This window comes from Parageobacillus sp. VR-IP (assembly GCF_013357975.1).
GTDB lineage: Bacteria > Bacillota > Bacilli > Bacillales > Anoxybacillaceae > Saccharococcus > Saccharococcus caldoxylosilyticus.
Genome location: NZ_JABVYQ010000003.1, coordinates 14248 through 32259 on the forward strand (window position 1 = coordinate 14248; position 18012 = coordinate 32259).

12 protein-coding genes and 1 pseudogene are annotated in these 18012 nt (G+C 40.4%); 10 read left to right on the forward strand and 3 right to left on the reverse strand.

Going from position 1 to position 18012, the window contains the following annotated elements; genetic code table 11:
• Positions 1-5: 5 nt before the first annotated feature.
• From HT574_RS08295 to HT574_RS08340, 10 genes are all read left to right on the forward strand, one after another.
• Complete coding sequence (locus HT574_RS08295; protein ID WP_175244219.1) at positions 6-1403, forward strand: Mur ligase family protein; 1398 nt, start codon at positions 6-8, stop codon at positions 1401-1403.
• 55 nt (positions 1404-1458) lie between these two features.
• A complete protein-coding gene (gene aepX, locus HT574_RS08300) occupies positions 1459-3063 on the forward strand; it encodes a phosphoenolpyruvate mutase (RefSeq protein ID WP_175244220.1) in 1605 nt (534 codons plus the stop codon).
• Complete coding sequence (gene aepY / locus HT574_RS08305) at positions 3050-4180, forward strand: phosphonopyruvate decarboxylase (protein ID WP_175244221.1); 1131 nt, start codon at positions 3050-3052, stop codon at positions 4178-4180. Before aepX ends, aepY begins: the two co-directional genes overlap by 14 nt.
• Complete coding sequence (locus tag HT574_RS08310) at positions 4173-6050, forward strand: 2-aminoethylphosphonate aminotransferase (protein WP_175244222.1); 1878 nt, start codon at positions 4173-4175, stop codon at positions 6048-6050. Before aepY ends, HT574_RS08310 begins: the two co-directional genes overlap by 8 nt.
• Complete coding sequence (locus HT574_RS08315; RefSeq protein WP_175244223.1) at positions 6031-6438, forward strand: NUDIX hydrolase; 408 nt, start codon at positions 6031-6033, stop codon at positions 6436-6438. The genes HT574_RS08310 and HT574_RS08315 overlap by 20 nt, the downstream gene beginning before the upstream one ends.
• A 53-nt stretch (positions 6439-6491) precedes the next feature.
• The gene (locus tag HT574_RS08320; protein WP_175244224.1) at positions 6492-7211 is read left to right on the forward strand and encodes an NlpC/P60 family protein; all 720 of its coding nucleotides are present in this window, start codon (positions 6492-6494) and stop codon (positions 7209-7211) included.
• A gap of 256 nt (positions 7212-7467) precedes the next feature.
• A complete protein-coding gene (locus HT574_RS08325; RefSeq protein ID WP_175244225.1) occupies positions 7468-8565 on the forward strand; it encodes a YheC/YheD family protein in 1098 nt (365 codons plus the stop codon).
• Positions 8531-9907, forward strand: coding sequence for a YheC/YheD family endospore coat-associated protein (locus tag HT574_RS08330; RefSeq protein ID WP_175244226.1), 1377 nt, complete (start codon positions 8531-8533; stop codon positions 9905-9907). The genes HT574_RS08325 and HT574_RS08330 overlap by 35 nt, the downstream gene beginning before the upstream one ends.
• Positions 9908-10064: 157 nt before the next feature.
• Entirely contained in the window at positions 10065-11237 is a 1173-nt protein-coding gene (locus tag HT574_RS08335; protein WP_175244227.1) for a YheC/YheD family endospore coat-associated protein, read from the forward strand.
• A complete protein-coding gene (locus HT574_RS08340) occupies positions 11234-12568 on the forward strand; it encodes a YheC/YheD family endospore coat-associated protein (RefSeq protein WP_175244228.1) in 1335 nt (444 codons plus the stop codon). The genes HT574_RS08335 and HT574_RS08340 overlap by 4 nt, the downstream gene beginning before the upstream one ends.
• 144 nt (positions 12569-12712) lie before the next feature.
• Here the strand turns inward: HT574_RS08340 and HT574_RS08345 are convergent.
• The 3 genes and pseudogenes from HT574_RS08345 to HT574_RS08355 form a co-directional block, all read right to left on the reverse strand.
• Positions 12713-13337 (reverse strand): annotated as a pseudogene (locus HT574_RS08345) (RNA degradosome polyphosphate kinase); the annotation flags it as partial.
• 216 nt (positions 13338-13553) lie between these two features.
• Positions 13554-15599: a molybdopterin oxidoreductase family protein gene (locus HT574_RS08350; protein WP_175244229.1), complete on the reverse strand. Its 2046-nt coding sequence runs from the start codon at positions 15597-15599 to the stop codon at positions 13554-13556.
• Between the two features lie 469 nt (positions 15600-16068).
• Positions 16069-17457 (reverse strand): amino acid permease, encoded by a 1389-nt coding sequence (locus tag HT574_RS08355; RefSeq protein ID WP_175244230.1) that lies wholly within the window; start codon positions 17455-17457, stop codon positions 16069-16071.
• Positions 17458-18012: the final 555 nt, after the last annotated feature.

An 18012-nucleotide genomic window follows, 5' to 3' on the forward strand; every position in this document is an offset into this window, starting at 1 on the left:
CCCGCATGAAAAGTTTATATCTCCAAGATATTCTTGCAGCGATAGGTGGTACTGTCATACAGGGATCTGGTAATCCCTTGATACAAGATGTTACCTATCGACCCAAAAAAATTAAAGACCAAACGATGCTGTTTTACCGCTACAACGATATGAAAATTGACAAAAAATTGTTTCAAAAGTACAAATCGGTCGTTGTTGTTACAGATAATCCTGATTATTTCCAAGATATAGGCAAGGATGTCATTCTTATTAAAGTCCCAAATATAGAGGAAGCCTATTGGAAGTTTGTTAACTATTATCGCCATCTTTTTCAGATCCCGATTATCGGCATCACTGGTACCTGCGGCAAGACAACGACCAAAGAAATGGTAAAACATATCTTAAGAAAATATTATAAAGTCCACTCCACCTTTCTCAGCAATAATCAACGGTCCCTTAATTTAAAGTATTTGCTCGGAATTGATGATGAGACACAAGCAGCTGTCTTTGAAATGCCTGTTGCTTCCCCAGGTTATCTAGCTAATACCATTCAATATTTCCAACCCCAAATCAGAATCTTGTTAAACATTGATGTCTACCATTTAAAGGATTGCAAAACACCGGAAGCCTATATGAAGGCGAAAGCCGAAATCATAAACGGATTAGATCCGAAGACAGGGGTTCTCATCTTAAACGCTGATGACAGTAACATCAAAAAGGTTCTCGATGTTAGCGGATTTCAACGGGTCATCTATTTTGGCTTCAGTGACGGATGCCATTTTCAAGCGAAAAATGTCCGCTACGTGGATGGAGGAATGCAGTTTACTCTAAAGCATCAAGATCAAACTTACGAGGTTTTTGTGCCGGGTTACGGCAAGCCTAATGTGTACAACGCCCTTGCCGCTATCGCAGCCGCATCCAGTGCGGGCATGAGTGTAGAGGAATGTTGCGAACGATTGGCATCGTTTGAACAGATGAAAGAACATCTGCAATTCCGTCACGGAGCGGGCGGCTGCACCATCATTGACGATACATGGAATGCGGCTCCTCTTTCCATGGCGTCCGCACTTGAAGTACTTCAAGAAACCTCCGGCTCGAAAACGAAGATCGCGATTTTGGGATATATGCCCCAGCTTGGGGAAAGCGAATTTGCAAGGCAACAATACGCGAGGATAGGCGAAAAAGTGGTGGAAACACAGGTTGACTACCTGTTTGTCGTAGGGGATGAAGCGAAGGAAATCGGAAGAAAAGCCCTAGAACTCGGAATGGATCCAAGTAAAGTTTATTTTTCCAACAGCGGAACGGAAATCTATCAAATCCTTAAGCCTTTTTTAAACCAGGACTCTGTCGTGCTTCTTAAAATCCCTCATCGCGTCATGGTTCAGGACTCCTTCCAAAAGTTAAAACAGGCAATAATGCCTTAACTCAAATTTCATGCGATATCAAAAAATGAAATTTTATAAATGAAAGGGATCGGCGATGAAAAAGACGACTCAGTTAAGAAGTCTAATCAATTCTAATTCATTGGAATTTATCATGGAGGCTCACAATGGATTGTCGGCGAAAATTGTGGAAGAGGCCGGATTTAAAGGAATTTGGGCGAGTGGACTATCTATTTCCGCTTCCATGGGAGTAAGAGACAACAACGAAGCTTCATGGACACAGGTGCTGGAAGTTTTGGAGTTTATGAGCGATGCTACGTCCATACCGATTTTGCTGGACGGGGATACCGGCTACGGAAACTTCAATAATGCCCGACGTCTTGTAAAAAAATTAGAATCAAGGCAAATTGCCGGTGTTTGTATAGAAGACAAATTATTTCCGAAAACCAATTCTTTTATCAGCGGAGAAGCACAACCGCTTGCGGATATCGAAGAGTTTTGCGGTAAAATCAAAGCGATGAAGGATAGCCAGACTGACGATGACTTTGTTGTCGTTGCGAGAGTGGAAGCTTTTATCGCAGGCTGGGGGCTCAGAGAGGCGCTTCGCCGCGCCGAGGCTTATCGTCAGGCGGGGGCCGACGCGATTTTGATACACAGCAAGAGAAACGATGCTGCTGAGATCGAAGCATTTATGAAAGAATGGGGCAACAGACTTCCAGTTGTGATTGTACCGACAAAGTATTATTCCGTTCCAACGCAGAAGTTTAGAGAATTGGGTGTTAGCCTCGTGATTTGGGCTAATCATAATCTAAGGGCAGCGATCAAGGCGATGCAGGAAACGAGCCAGCAAATTTGTCAAGAACAAAGCCTTGTGAATATAGAGCCTAACGTTGTTTCTGTAGACGAAGTGTTCAGGCTTCAGGGAGTAGATGAATTGAAACAAGCCGAAAAAAGATATCTTCCGGCTTCTGGAAAGAACGTGAATGCCATTATATTGGCGGCGAGCAGAGGCGATATGGATGAGCTTACTGCAGAGATTCCAAAGACTCTGCTTGAGGTTGGAGGAAAATCCCTACTAGCGACGCAAATTGATGAATTTAATAAGGTTGGCATCAAAGATATTTGCGTGGTTAGAGGCTTTGCCAAGGATAAGGTTGCCGCAGCGAATTTTTCGGTTATTGACAATGACTTGTTTGCAGAAACGAAAGAACTTTACTCCTTATATCTAGCTAAGGACAAAATTAAAGAGAATACTGTGATCAGCTATGGAGATATTATTTTCAAAAACTATATCCTCAACGATCTTCTGAACGATATGAACGACATTACCCTCATTGTTGACGCTGATGTAGAAACCATCAGTCATGATAAAGACTTCGTATCCACCGACACACCTTATTCTAAGAAACTTTACTCCAGCACTGTCCGGTTTATCAAAATGTCAGGGGACTTGAAAGAAGAAGAAATCCATGGTGAATTTATCGGTCTCTGGAAGGTGACAAAAAACGGTTCCAAAATTGTAAAAAAAGCTTTAGAAGAGCTATCAAAAAGAGAAGACTTCAAACAGCTGACAATGGCAGACCTTTTTAATTACATTAGTTCGTTCCACCCTATTGCGGTGAAATATATCAAAGGTTCATGGCTTGATATCGATACCATCCGTGATCTCCAAAAGGCAGGTGATTTATTTGATAAACACTAAAATGTTCGGTGAAGAATTAAAAAAGATGGGCTTTCATTTCTTCAGCGGGGTACCGTGTTCTTTTCTAAAGAACTTAATCAATTATGCCATTAATGATTGTGACTACGTTGCGGCAACGAATGAAGGTGAAGCGGTGGCGATTGCCGCGGGGGCTTATCTGGCAGGCGAGAAGCCGGTCGTTCTCATGCAAAATTCAGGGTTAACCAATGCCGTATCACCATTGGTTTCCCTGAATTATCCTTTTCGCATTCCTGTGCTCGGATTTGTAAGCTTGAGAGGCGAACCAGGCATTCCTGATGAACCGCAGCATGAGTTGATGGGACGTATCACAACACAAATGCTGGATCTTATGGAGATTAAATGGGAATATTTATCGACTGACTTCGAGCAAGCAAAAAATCAGCTCGTGCGAGCTCATTCATATATCGAAAGGGATCAAACCTTCTTTTTTGTCGTGAAAAAAAATACGTTTGAAAAAGAGCCGTTAAAGGATCAAAAACAACGATCCAACTTAAACGTGTTAAAGGTCGGGAAAACGAAAGATGATCAACTTCCAACCCGAATCGAAACATTAAAGCGGATCAATTCATTAAAGGATAACAACACCATTCAGTTGGCCACAACCGGAAAAACAGGACGGGAGCTCTACGAGATTGAAGATGCTCCGAATAATCTATACATGGTGGGTTCCATGGGCTGTGTCAGTTCTCTGGGACTTGGGCTTGCACTGGCCAAAAAAGATAAAGATATCGTCGTTATTGAAGGAGACGGGGCTTTGCTTATGCGCATGGGAAGCCTGGCTACAAATGGATACTACGCTCCAAAAAATATGCTGCATATTCTATTGGATAATAACACACATGATTCAACAGGCGGCCAGAGCACTGTATCACACAACGTAAATTTCGTGGATATAGCAGCAGCTTGCGGCTACTCGAAATCTATTTACGTTCATAACCTTGAGGAATTGGAATCGTGTATCAAAGATTGGAAGAGAGAGAAAAGTCTTACGTTTTTATATATGAAAATAGCTAAAGGATCCAAAGAAGGTCTCGGACGGCCGAAAATGAAGCCATATGAAGTGAAAGAAAGATTGAAGGTGTTTCTTCATGATTAAAACGGCAGTCATTTTAGCGGCGGGAATGGGAACCAGACTGGGAGAAAGAACGAAAAATCAGCCTAAAGGCTTCTTAATGCTTGATGAAAAGCCAATTGTAGAACAGTCTATTTGCAAATTGCTTGAGATGGGAATCGAAAAGATCGTGATTGGAACAGGCTATTTGGCGGAAGCTTACGAGCGTCTCGCCACGCGATACCCGCAAATTACATGCGTACGTAATGACGAATATGAAAAAACAGGCAGTATGTATACCCTTTATAATTTAAAGGATCATATTTCGGATGACTTTCTTCTTCTTGAAAGTGACTTAATTTATGAAAAAAAAGCGTTAGATATATTAATCAACAATAAAAGGCCGGATGTTATTTTGGCGAGTGAGTTGACAGGTTTGGATGACGCAGTATTTATCGAGACCGATGAATATCGTTTTTTGCGAAATATGGCAAAAAAAGCAAATGAACTCAACCATATCTATGCGGAGTTAGTAGGCATTACGAAAATCTCCTATTCTACCTTTCAAGCCATGTGCAACTTTGCGGAAGCGAGCTTTGATGATGACCTTAAACTCGATTATGAACACGCTCTTGTCGGCATTTCCAATCAAGTGAATCTATACGTTCACAAGTTGAATAATCTTGCCTGGTGCGAAATTGATAACGAACACCATTTGCTTCGCGCGGAACGTTATATCTATCCCATGATTAAAGCGAAAGAAAAGAATGTTCCGCTGGTAAAAAGAAACATCTTGCTCAATCCGGGGCCTGCGACAACGACGGATACCGTTAAATACGCGCAAGTAGTCCCTGACATCTGTCCGAGAGAAGAAGAATTCGGCAATGTCATGCAATTTATTTCCGATGAACTTACAAAATTTGTTGCAGACCCCGAGCATTACACCACTGTTTTGTTCGGGGGGTCGGGCACCGCAGCCGTTGAAGCAATATTGAGCTCGGTAATTGGTGAGGAGGCTGTGCTTATTGTCAATAATGGCGCGTATGGCAAGAGGATGTGCCAGATTGCGGAGGCATATGGGTTGAATTATATCGAATATCGAAGCAGACCAGACGAACCTTTGGACCTTGCTGCGATAGAAGCGATGATTCAAAACTCTGCACGTAAAATTTCCCATCTGGCCGTCGTCCATAATGAAACAACGACAGGCCTCCTGAATGATGTTGAATCCATTGGATGTCTATGCAAAAAATATCAAATCCAAATGATTGTCGATGCCATGAGTTCCTTCGGGGCGATCCCGATCGATATGGAAGCCATGAATATTAGTTATCTTGCCGCGTCCTCCAATAAAAATCTTCAAGGAATGGCCGGTGTCGCATTTGTAGTTGCTAAAAAGGATCATTTAGAAATGACGAAACACCTTCGCCCGCGAAATTTTTATCTTCATCTTTATTCACAGTACAAATATTTTTTAGAAACGAAGCAGATGCGATTCACCCCTCCGGTGCAGACACTTTATGCTCTAAAGCAGGCTATCATTGAGACACGTCTGGAAGGGATTGAGAAGAGGTATGAGAGATATACCAAATCATGGGAAGTGCTGATCAATGGCATTACTCGCTTGGGTTTAACCCATCTAGTCAAGGAAGAGCATCATTCCCGAATCATAACAGCCATTATGGAACCGAATATCCCTAGCTACGATTTTCAGGAGATGCATGATTATTTTTATCGCCACGGATATACCATTTACCCTGGCAAGCTCGACGGACAGAATACCTTCAGGGTAGCAAATATCGGGGATATTACCTATAAGGACATGGAATTATTTGTGAATTTACTTGAACAGTATCTAATAAGCATAGGTTACTGCATGGAAAGGAAGGAGATTCATGGCGATTCCAAAACATAGATTAGCAGCTTCTGTAGCTGTTGTTAATAGTGAGAACAAAATTCTTTTAGTTAAGAACTGGAAAAGGGGATGGGAATTCCCTGGCGGTTATGTAGAAAACGGTGAATCCATCAAGGCGGCGGCCATCAGGGAAGTCAAGGAAGAGGCAGGAATTGAAGTCCGCTTGACCAAATTTTGCGGAATCATTCAAGATGTCGAAAACAGCAGATGCACGGTACTTTTTCTCGGGACGCCGGTAAGCGGTGAATTAGCGGGAGGAGACGATGCTTTAGATGCGGGTTATTTTACCATCGATGAGGCTTTACGGAAGGTGAGGTGGAAAACTTATAAAGAAAGAATTTTGAAATGTTTGAATGAAGAAGAACATCCTTTTTTCATTGAATCCTAATTTAAAGGAGATGAATGTTTTCATGGAATCCTAATTTAAGGGAGGATGAATGAATGTCTGCTTCCTATATATCTTTGACAACAGAAGAAGCGATCGCTAAATACAAAAAGAACTATGATGAGTACGTCAAAAAGGAATTAGTGAGAGTGGCTCAGTATAGAGAAGCATATAAACATATCAAGGGAAGCTTGGCCGATAAAATCGTAGAACGCGCGATATGGTATATGGAGCACGGCTATACGGTATATGGCCATGGCTATAACTCATACCATTCCGACGGAGTTGTCGATTGTTCGGGGTTTACGAAATTAGTCTATGGCGATTTTGGTTTTGAATTAACTGGCGTCGCTAAAAAATATGACAATATCGGTACAAGAGTGGAAGGTGTATATAAGAAAATAGTTGATGGGTATTGGAGCCTCGAAGGGTTAGAAAACCTTTGTCCCGGAGATATACTCACTTGGTGGAAACAGCGGCCCGACGGTACTTTTTACATCGGCCATGTTGGGATTTACATGGGGCAACTCGACGGAAACCCAGCGGTAATCTGCACAGCAAGTGGAGCTCCTACAGCCATTGGGATTATCACCGGCTTTAAACGCTGGTATGGACTGCATTTCTATAATGCTCAACGAATTTTGCCGGAAGGCTCATGGACACCGGGAAAAGTGATTCCTGGCCATGAAGACAGAGGACCGGTTATTCCAGAGCGGTATGTACTCCCGCCGCAAAAGCCTATTGTTATGCCTAAGACCCAGAATTTCCAAGATTAATGGCGATAAGCCTTTTTCATCTCCTTAAACAACGCTTTCTATATCTATGACAATAGAGGAGGTGAAGCTTTTTTATATGTTAATTTTTTAACTTCTGCTCTCCCCCTTGAATCGACTTACAAAGGTTCATCATTTCACATAAATGATTTTTATTTACGCCAACTGATTGAGGTGGATTTATTGCAGTCATACACCAATACATGGCGCAGTCATAAGATAGAGTATCGAAAGCTGCAATCTGATCGGAAGCAAAGAGGTGAAGCTGGTGCAAACCGAAACCGTTGATTTTGGTTTTATATATAATGCAAAAAAACAGCAGCAGATTTTTCAAAAAATGATTGACCAGTTTAGCAAACGCTCGAAAGAATACAACATAAGAACAGTCTTGTTTACATTAGAAAATCTGGATTTGGAGGAACAGGTTGTTAGCGGCACAATCATCGAAGGGGATCAGGTAAGCCAAGGATTTTGCGAATTACCTCCTCTTATTTATAATTTTGCCCTGCATTCGGTTGAGAGTAAAATCGAAAAAATGAGAAAATTAAGAAAAATGGAAAATATAATGGTCATCAATCCTATTAATCGTTTTGTTCAGGATATCATTTTTGAAATGTTAGCCTCTTTAACAGGCTCTGAACAATTTCTTTTGTCGTCAGCAACATTAAATGCCGCTACTTTAACGGAGTATCTCCACAAGTACGACACGCTATTTCTTCTGCCGAAAAAAACGTTTCACCCACCAAAAGCTGTGGTCATCAAAAAAACCCGGAACAACAATTACATGATTTGTATCGGCCAAAACGGACAGATATGCGAAAAGAACGATATCGTTAACTATATCGAAAAGATGACTAGCAACAAAAAACATATTCTAATGAAAGGAATCGAATGCTTTAAATGGGAGAGCGATCCTTTGGAAGCCAGAGTGTATCTCCAAAAGGATGCAAACGGAGAGTGGTCCGTTACAACCATAACGGCCAAGCACGGCATTTTTTCAAGAAATGCATTTTATCATGCCACAATAAGCAGTATACTCCGCGATCTTTATCATAACAAAAATGTGGAGGAAACATTAGCCGATATTTCTTTACGAATAGTAGGATTTTTAGATTTTTACATTCCCTTCATGGGGAGTTGTACACTTGATTATATATTTGATGAGAACGGTTGTCCCTACCTCATTTACGTTGCTGGTTTTGAACAAGATTCATACTTGTATCATCACATGGATTCGGAGGCACAATCGAACCTTCTGAATAATGCTTTTCATTATCTGTTATTTCTAATGCATAACCATGTAATGGAAAGGGGGCAACAGAATGAAGTGGATAAAAGTGGAGAGAGGGGATGTTGAATGTACGGATGATTCCAAAAATACAATATATGTTTCAACGAATCTGGCAGACAAGTTGAACACTCAGACCAAACTGGTATTTGGCCAAAACGAAATCCCCATCACAGTGCAAGCTTTATCCTCTATCGATGAATGTACGGGAGATCATTTTCATGATCCTGCTCTGATCCGGCTTTCCCAAAATGTGTTTGACCAGCTTTTGATTCAGAAATCTGCCACGTATCAGATACGCTATACTGACACAACGATTTATATAGGCCCAGTGATTGGTTTTCTGCTTGGCGACCAGCATTATTATTATCACCATCGCAGATTGAAGGAATTAACGGATGCGATGGGGGTTTATGAAAAAGTCGGAGGTCTTTTTATCGCGTTCAGGCACTGCTCCATAAGCTGGCCGGAAAAGTGTATTTATGGTCTGTACTTCAATTATGAGAACAAAAGGTGGGTATATGGCAAATTGCCGCTGCCGTCAGTCGTTTATCGTAGAGGATTTAATTCCAGGAATAATTTCGTCACTGAATGCAGAGATGTTTCCAATTGGGAAGTATTTAATGATGTAAGGTTTGATAAATGGCAGTTGTATACTCTATTAAGGGAAAATGATCAGCTGAAACCATATTTGCCAGAAACTGCATTATTAAACGTTGACAGTTTATCAGCGTTCCTCGGTAAATATTCAAAAGTCATTCTGAAACCTAATAAACTTTCTAGAGGAAGAGGGATATCTATTATCACATCCAAGCCTGACGGGACACTGGAAATTCATGATTATCGACAGTTTACCAACTTTACGATTCCTGCATCACAATTGGAGGATTATCTGCATGAAGGAAAATATTTAAAACGCGATTATATCATTCAGCCTTTTTTGGATTTAGCACGAATTGACGGCAGTCCCTGGGATATAAGAGTAGTGATGCAAAAAAACAGATGGAAGCAGTGGGTTTGTAATGGAATAGAGTGCAGACTTGCAGGAACGGGTAAGATGATTACAAACATTTCCAATGGAGGCAGAGCGCTTGAGTTGAGTGAAGCGTTAACATTAGCCTTCGGTACCGAAGTGGATCCCATTCAAGTAAGCAAAGATATTCACTCCATTTCTATGGAGTTTTGCAAAATGATGGATCAAACAGGATTCCATTTTGCTGAATTTGGATTGGATCTTGCTCTTGATCAACAAAAACATTACTGGTTTATAGAAGCTAATGTTCGTCCAACCTTTAAAGGATTTAAAACATTGGATGATCGCATCTACCGACGGATATGTTACGAACCTATTCTTTATTCAGCTTCTATTGCCGGTTTTGGCTGGGAGGATAGCGATGAATCCGAAATATAAAATCATTCCGGACCTGCAGGCTCAAGACTGTTTGACGATCCACCCGAGCACTGCGAAACAAAAAAATATTTCCGCCTCGAAAAAATGGTTTCTTCGTTTTGGCATCCAAGCGTTAGAAATTAAACTGAAAATATCTTCTAGGTTAAACGAAAACGAAATGAAATTATCGATTGGAATGATTGAGTCCTTAAGGATTCCTCTCAGTGGCCGTTACGAAATCCGACGGGAGGGAAATGAAATTCTGGTAGGACCTTATATAGGTATTCTGACCGCATCAAAGAAGAGCATTTTGGACGATAGTGTGCAATATTTATCCAACTACTTATACGATTATGACCGCATTGGCGGAGCGATTATTGCCTTTTCACTGGAAGGCATGGATCCTCTCAAATATACAATAGAAGGATATATGTTTAACCCGGACACGAAAGAATGGGAACCAGGCGTTTATTCGTATCCAGCCGCTGTGTTTAAAACCATTTATCTTAACAAAAGCTGGAGAAATCATTTTCAAACGTTTTTCGGCAATCGGCTATTTAACAGTTATGTATTTAATAAGTGGGAAATGTATCAATGGTTAAGTCAAGAATCTCACTTAAAGCAGTATTTGCCTGAGACGATTCTCTACAAAAAGCCGCAGGATCTTGAATCCTTTTTGAACCTTCACCGGCAAATTTATGTAAAACCGCTTCATGGCAGCATGGGTGAGAGAATTTTCAAGGTCTCCAAAAGCGAGGAACATGGTCTGAAATTGGAGTATCATCAGGACGGTATCCCTTATGAGATGACTTTTTCTAATCTCTTTAGCTTGGCTGATTTCTTCAAAAGCCAATTCAAGGGGAAAAAGTATATCTTGCAGCAAGCTCTTGACCTGATATCTTTCGAAGGAAAGAAAATCGATTTCCGCATCGTGATGGTAAAAGACCAGGCAGGTGTGTGGAATGACATGTGCATGGTGGCCAAATATGGACAGCAAGGCAGCATTGTGACAAATATTTTAGCGGGCGGTACTGCCGAAGTTGGAGAGATTACACTGCAAAAAATCTTTGGTCTTTCACCCGAAGAGGTCTTTAAGTGGCGGAAAGAAATATCGCGCATCGTACACGAAGCCGCACAAAGGATTGAACAATGCGGGGTGCATTGCGGAAATTTAGGCGTTGATATCGGCATAGACACCCAGAGAAGGATGTGGATCATTGAAATGAACAATCTAAACCCTAGTCCGTTGTTTGCGCTTGATATTCATGATCGTCCGCTGTTTTATCGAATAAAGCTTTTGAATATGCTTTATGCCAAAAGACTAGCCGGGTTTCCGGAGGAATTGTCATGAAGCTGTATATTAAATGGATTCCAGCGAAAAAAGCCAACATGATTTTTCTTCCCGAATCAATCATGGATGAAAGGGAAGTGATACCTCGGCGGATGATCTTACAAATTGGCATATGGAGACGGGAAGTCGAAGTGGAGATTAGTAACGGCATACCTGAAAATGCGATTGGTTTATCAAGCGCAATAAAACTGCCATTTGAATTGCCTGAACACCTTCCATATGAAATGGAAATAAAAGGAAGGAAACTGCATCTTGGTCCGGTGATTGCCTTTATGGCTTTCAGGGAAGACCAGGATATCACGCCTGAGTCATTAAATGCGTATAAAGACTACTTAAGCAGCTACTCAGACATACGGGGACTCATTTATATTTGCGCAGCCAATAAAATCTATTCATCCACCCAAACAATTGAGGGTTATTACTATGACCCGGCTGCGAAAGAAGATGAAACTCCATGGAAGTATGGCTTTTTTCCGTATCCGGACGTCATCTACCGGAAAATAGATGTAAAAAAGCCAGTGTATAATCGAATTATCTCTAAAATTGGTGAAAATATGTTTAACTCCTATTTATTTAATAAGTGGGAATTATGGCAATGGCTCTCCCCATATCCTTATCTGCGCGAACACTTGCCATATACCCAGCAGCTCGAAAACGTTCAAAGCTTGGATCATATGTTATCTTTATATGGGGCCGTCTATTTAAAACCGATAGAAACAAGAAATGAAAAGAGACTTTTTAAAGTGGATCAAACATGCGGAGGATATTGTTTCGTTGACGAATCTGCGGGGGAAAGATGTTTTCCTTCCCAAGAAGAAGCGGCGGAATTTCTTAACGGCTTAATAACGCATGAGGACTATCTTATACAACAGGCAGTTTCGGCCAAGAGATATGGAGATCACCGCCTTGATTTCCGGGTCATTCTGCAAAAAAATAGTTCCAAACATTGGAACTGTTCGGGCATCATTGCCCGTTTGGGGGACATAACTGGAATTACTGCCAACTTTGACCGGTCAGGAATCTTTTTAACCGGAAAGGAAGCGTTGAGGAAAGTTTTTCAAATGAACGAAAGGGAAGTATTTTTAAAAGAACAGGAAATGATGGATCTTTGCATCTCGGCCTGTAAAACCCTTGATAAATGTGGAGGGAATTATGCGGATTTGGCCATTGATATGATCATAGATGAAAGCTTAAAAGTGTGGCTAATGGACATCCATCAGCTGTATGACCACAAACTGCCTCTCTATTCGATCCAAGATAGGCAAATGTATTTAAAAGTAGTCACCACTCCATTCGAATATGCGAAATCTCTGGCTGGTTTCAGTTCATGAGGAACGCTCCCTTGCATGCTGGACGGTGTGCGGAAACATTCATTGTTAAACTGGGGGAAGGTTGGCGGTAAAATTTTATACTCAGTTTCATCATGATCCTTTTTTTGTCAAAGACAAAGAAGCCCATACTTACTTTGGGCTTCCTTATTTCTCATCTTCCCTGACATTATAGGCCATGCTGTATAACACTAATTGACTGTCGATTTCTTCTTCTCCCTCACGGCGATCCATATAATGGTGATTGCTATGTTCGTCTTGTTTTTGCGCTTTTACGTTGTCAGAAAGCATAATTGATAATATTTTTTTGATTTGCTTTTTCAAATGTTCTGCGAAAATGGGAACAAAATTTCCCCACGCTTTTCCATATTCCGCGTCATCATGTCTGCTGACGATAAAAATATTTTGTTTTCTCCGTTGTGATGGAAATAATAAATCCGGCTATGTTCAAGAAATCGACCGACAATGCTGCGCACTCATATATTTTCGCTTACACCCGGAATGCGCGGGCGCAGACAACAAATTCGCGAACGATTAAATCAATTTTTACATCCGCTTGTGATGCTTCATACAACTTCATAATGAGCTTTTTATCTGTCAATGCATTCATTTTCGTGATAATTCTTCCATTTCCATGATGTTTATAGAAGTGAAATTCATCTTCGATTAACTTAATCAAATCACGGCGAAGGTCAAACGGCGCTACAGATAAATGATGAAATTCTGGTTTTTCCATATACCCGCTTAAATAATTAAAAAAGTTTGTCGTATCGTTTATGGTCTTCAAGTAAAATCGCCAAATTCACGAATATTAGTTGTATACCATATTCACTTTTATTGACATAATTCATCTTAAAGGAAATTCTCATAACCCCCCTTGGCACCCAGGGGGGTCAACTAAGCCGCTGAAGAAGGGTGGTTATTATTAATCTGTCTACTTGACAGGGATATGTTCAAAATACTCTGGCCTTTTTATTTTCCTTTTTCTTCAATCCAAAATTTTCTCCACATTCACCCTCCCAGAAAAGAAAGTCGCTCCATTGCCCATATCGGCAACTCGGTCGGGAGTAAGTGAGTTTACCAGCTGTTTCGTACCTGGGGAATCGGCCCAGAGCCCTTGAGTGACAACGACACCTGGAAGTACATTTTCTCCAACAGAAACTTTCAATATACATTCTCCTCGATTGTTCCACACTCGGACTTGATCTCCATCCTTAATACCTTTCGATAAAGCATCTTTAATATTCATATGCAAACGTGGTTCCTTTTCAAAAGAAATGTGTTTTTCATTATTAGAAAAGGTTGTGTTTAAAAAATGATGGTTAGGGCCAGGCACAAACAAAAACGGGAAGTCTCCATCGTTAACAAGTGGTGTATAGGTTGGCAAAGGAGGGTAGCCATCTTGTTCCATCTTCCTTGAATAAAGTTCAATTTTTCCGCTAGGTGTTGGCAGTTTTCCTGGCAACAATGGTTTTACATTTGCTTTTACATACTGCTTTTTAACCAATGTTTCATAATCGATTCCTTCAAGGTAAGGATTGTTTGGGTTATCCAGGGCTTGCGAAATCATTTCAGCTTCTGTCTCATATAAACATGGATCCTCGAAACCCATTTTTTTCGCAAGCAATTGGAACACTTCGACATTCGATTTGGACTCTCCATATCGTTCAATAACTGGCTGCTGAATTTGAACATAATGGTGCCAGTATGATGTATAAAGATCCGTATTTTCAAATGAAGATGTTGCAGGAAGTACAATATCTGCGTATTTTGCTGTTTCTGTCAAAAATAAGTCATGCACGACGACAAAGAGATCTTCCCTTGCCAGACCTTTTCTTACTTTATTGCTATCCGGTGCGACAATCGCAGGGTTTGTGCCGTACACGAATAAGGATTTTATCGGTGGGTCTAATTCCAATAATACCTGGCCAAGCAGGTTCATGTTTATGATGCGTGTATGTTTATTTTTCAATAAATCCGGGCGTTGCAAGCTCATTGTATTAAGGGCCAAATAACCACTATTTGATTTGATGGCGCCGCCGCCTTTTACAAGCCATTGTCCGGTTAGGGCAGGAAGACAAGCAATGGTACGAATACACATGCCCCCATTGTCATGATGCTGAAGACCATTGCCGATTCGAATAAAGGAAGGCGTGATTTGGCCATACATTCTGGCCAGTTTATAAATATCTTCAACGGGAACACCTGTTATTCCGGAAACAGTGATGGGGTCGTACTGGACAACATGCTCACGCAACTCTTCATGTCCGACTGTATATTTCTTTAAGAAATCGTTGTCTACCATGTTTTCGGCAAATAAAATATGCATCATGCCTAGGGCAAGAGCAGCATCGGTACCAGGCAATATTGGAATGAACCAATCTGCGAATTGGCCGGTTTGATTTTTATGTACATCAATGACAATGACCTTTGCACCATTTTTTCGAGCTTTTTGCGCAAGTACAACTTGATGCATGTTTGTGCTTACAGCATTGATTCCCCAGAAGATGATTAATTTTGAATGAATAGTATCTTCAGGGTCTATTCCAAAGCCGCCTCCCATTGTATATTTAAGACCTTCCGAGCCGGCCGACGAACAAATTGACCGATCGAGCAGGGAGGCACCCAATCGATGAAAAAACCGCCGGTCCATTCCTTCGGCGCTGAGTCTTCCCATGTTGCCATAAAAGCTATACGGAAGAATGCTTTCAGGTCCCTCTGTTTGGATCAGCTCTTTCCATTTGGCAGTAATTGTCTCAATCGCTTCGTCCCAGCTTATCCGCTCAAATCTCCCTTCTCCTTTAGCTCCCGTACGTTTCATTGGATATTTCAAGCGCTTTGGATCGTAAATTCGTTCAATTATATTCCGTACTTTATTGCATATATTTCCCTTTGTCACAGGATGATTCGGATCTCCCTGTATTTTTACAATTTTTCCATCTTGTTTATGTACTAGTAACCCACATTGATCGGGGCAATCCAGAGAACAAACGGATGGAAATACACCTGTTGGCTGCTTTACAAATGAGAGCATATATAGGCTCCTTTCATCATCAGGTTGTATCATAATACTATTTTGTTAATTTAAAACATTAATAAAATGACTTTATTGATTTAGATGGTTAATATAATAATAAAATGGTTTGAAGAGTGAGATAACTCATTGGAATAGTTAGATTGACAATTATCCATTTAGATAAATCCTAAAATTAAATATTTTTAACTTTTACATCTAGAGAGGTAGAGGAACTGGCCCAATTGATCCCCTCTGGATAATGAACTCTTGTCCCCATAAAGACAAACACCTCCATCAATCGAATAAAGTTATACTTCGATTCAGGAGGTGTTTTTTCCTTGTCCCATTTTACTAAGGCACTTTACTATTCATCCGAGTTTTTTAATGCTAATAACAAGATATTATCAACCATCAATAATAACTAAGAATGGCTGCATTTTCTAGAAATACAACCCACGTTCGGCCGACAAATCTTTAATGTCGAAATTTAGAGATTTTGCACGAGGCTCTTTGTTCCCTTGTTATATTCACCGTTTTTTTCTCTTCTGTTTTTATTCATGAAAGAAAATGTGGTGAGCAGCAATAATATAACAAGGCAGACGGTAGAACCGATGATATTATTTTTATTAAATATAAAAGAGATGAAGATAATCAATAAAGATACGATTGCTAATATAGTGGTGTATGGGAACCATTTTACCTGAAAAAACGGTTTCTCCTTATAATGGGAACGGAGCTTTAGTTGGGCTAAACAAATACTCATCCATACTAAAAGAACCGTAAAACCAGGTATCGTCATGAAATAGCTGATGACTTGATCTGGAGTCATATAAGCGAAAAATACACCAACCAATATACATATGGTGACGACAATAATACCGTTTATCGGTATTCCGTGTTTGGAAATCTTTAATAACCTTTTTGGAGCTTCACCGTTTTGCGCCATGGAATACAACATTCTGGAAGTTGCATATATTCCTGTGTTTGCCGCTGATAAAACGGCTGTTAAAAGAACAAAATTCATGATATGAGCTGCTCCAGGCAGTCCTGTGATGCTTAATACCTGAACAAATGGGCTTTCTTCCCCCGAAACTTTATTCCATGGCATCAAACCGCATATAATAAGAATAGGAAGAATATAAAAAAGAATGACTCTCCATACGGTTCCCTTAATTACTTTTGGCAATACCTTCTCTGCATCTTTTGTTTCTGTAACAGCGACACCAATTAGCTCTGCCCCGCCATATGAAAACATGACGACTAAAAGGGCACTCAACATTCCTCCGATTCCATGAGGAAAGAATCCGCCGTGTTCCGTGTAGTGAGACAAAGGATCATCGATAGCGCTTGGAATGATTCCTGATAAAATACAAAAACCTAAAATAATAAAAACGGTTAATGCGATAATCTTAATTCCCGCGAACCAAAACTCAATTTCCCCATAGTACTTTACATGAAACAAGTTAATTCCGATGATCAAAACGGTACAAAGAAAACTTAAAAGCCATAACGGTACGGATGGGAACCAATATTTTAAGAAGCTTCCTGCCGCTAAAATTTCGACAATGGTGACAATAGTCCAATTGATCCAATAAAGCCATCCTACGATAAAGGATATATGGAATCCAAACGCTTTATATACAAGATGCTGAACGTTTAAGTTGGGATAGACAATGGCCATTTCCGCCAACGCCGCCATCACGATAAATAACAATAGGCCGCCTAATAAGTAAGCGAAAACGACGCTTGGCCCCGCTATATTTAGCGTATCTGCACTTCCTTTAAAAATGCCCGTTCCAATCATGCCTGCTAGAGCGATAAACTGAACGTGTCTAGGTAACAAACCTTTCTTTAAATCTTGATGATTGTTTTTCATGTTGGTCCTGCCTTCCTGTCGCAATATTAAATATTTACAGATAATGATAGAGTTATAAAACTAAAATAAAGAAAAGGTAAAAAATGACCAAAGATGGTTAAGACGAAAGCTGCTTTCTCATTAATAAATTCCCTTTCGAAACTTTTTTGCTTAAACGCTTTTATGCTTTTACGCTTTTATGTAGTTAAGCATAAAATTTGTTTTTAGAATATAATAGTATCCTTCTGTTTGTCAAGAGCGTGTCGAAAAACTCATTCGAAATGTGCATAAAAAAGTCTGTTTCCTGGGTACGGAATCGCAACATTTTTCCAGTTTAGAAGAGGGAAATGCGTATTGGAAAGCGAAAGTGCCATCCAAATCTACATGGGGAAGGGGAGTAATCCCAAAAGCGGAAAGGTTTTATTATATTACACGGATGGATGCCAAACGCAAACACCTTCGTAGAAGATATGGCTTGTGGAATGGATGGATGCAATCTTTTTTGGGGCGAGCGGCTGCCCCGCTTTCCGGGTCGCGCCGTGCGGGGCATGTTTTATCTTTTATGTCTAACGTAAA